The 731-nt window shown below is 73.2% G+C and carries 1 pseudogene; it reads right to left on the bottom strand.

Annotated features, from left to right (window positions below):
* A pseudogene (locus D7W79_RS42485) lies at positions 1 to 718 on the bottom strand (B-box zinc finger protein); the annotation flags it as partial.
* Positions 719 to 731 lie beyond the last annotated feature (13 nt).

Consider the following 731-nt stretch of genomic DNA (forward strand, 5'->3'; position numbering starts at 1 on the left):
ACCCGAGCGTGCGCACGGGGTTCAGCGCGGCCAGCACCGACTGGGACGTGGCCGCCACCAGCAGCGCCCACGGCAGCCACAGGAGGCCCAGGCCCGCGAGCCCCCAGAAGAGCGGGTCCCCCCTCACGGCGGGCATCCACAGGGTCTCCAGCGGATACAGGAGCCGGACGATGATTCCGAACCCGGACACGGGAGGCAGCAGGTACCAGGCGCGCGCGAGCGCGGGCAGGAAGACGCCCACGGTGACGCCCAGGCCGCGCAGGCCCGGCAGGAGGTTGTCCTGGACGAGGCTGCTGAAGCCGGGGCCTTGCGGATCCGCGTCGCCCCGGGCCGCGCCGCGCACGAGCGCGAAGAAGGCGGACCAGAAGACACCCAGCGCGAGCGTCATGGGCAGCACGTGGAAGAGGCGCACGCCCACCGCGAACATGTGCAGCACGGTCAGCATCGCGCTGACGGCCACGAGCGTCTGCAGGCCCGGTCCGGTGAACGGAAAGCGCAGGGCCTCCATGAGCCGGCTCCGGAGGGCGCGCCCGGAGCGCGGGCGCAGGAGCACGTTCGCCGTGCCTCCGCACCGGGCGCACACGGAGTAGTCCACCGTGCCCATGCGCCGGAGCTCCACGCACGCGGGGCACAGCAGGGCCTCGCAGTGTTCACAGCGCCAGCCGGCGGCGGAGTCCGGGTGGCCGGTGCAGCAGGACGGGCCCTGTCTCTTATACACCTCTCCGACCCCA

Source organism: Corallococcus exercitus, assembly GCF_003611585.1.
Taxonomy (GTDB): domain Bacteria; phylum Myxococcota; class Myxococcia; order Myxococcales; family Myxococcaceae; genus Corallococcus; species Corallococcus exercitus.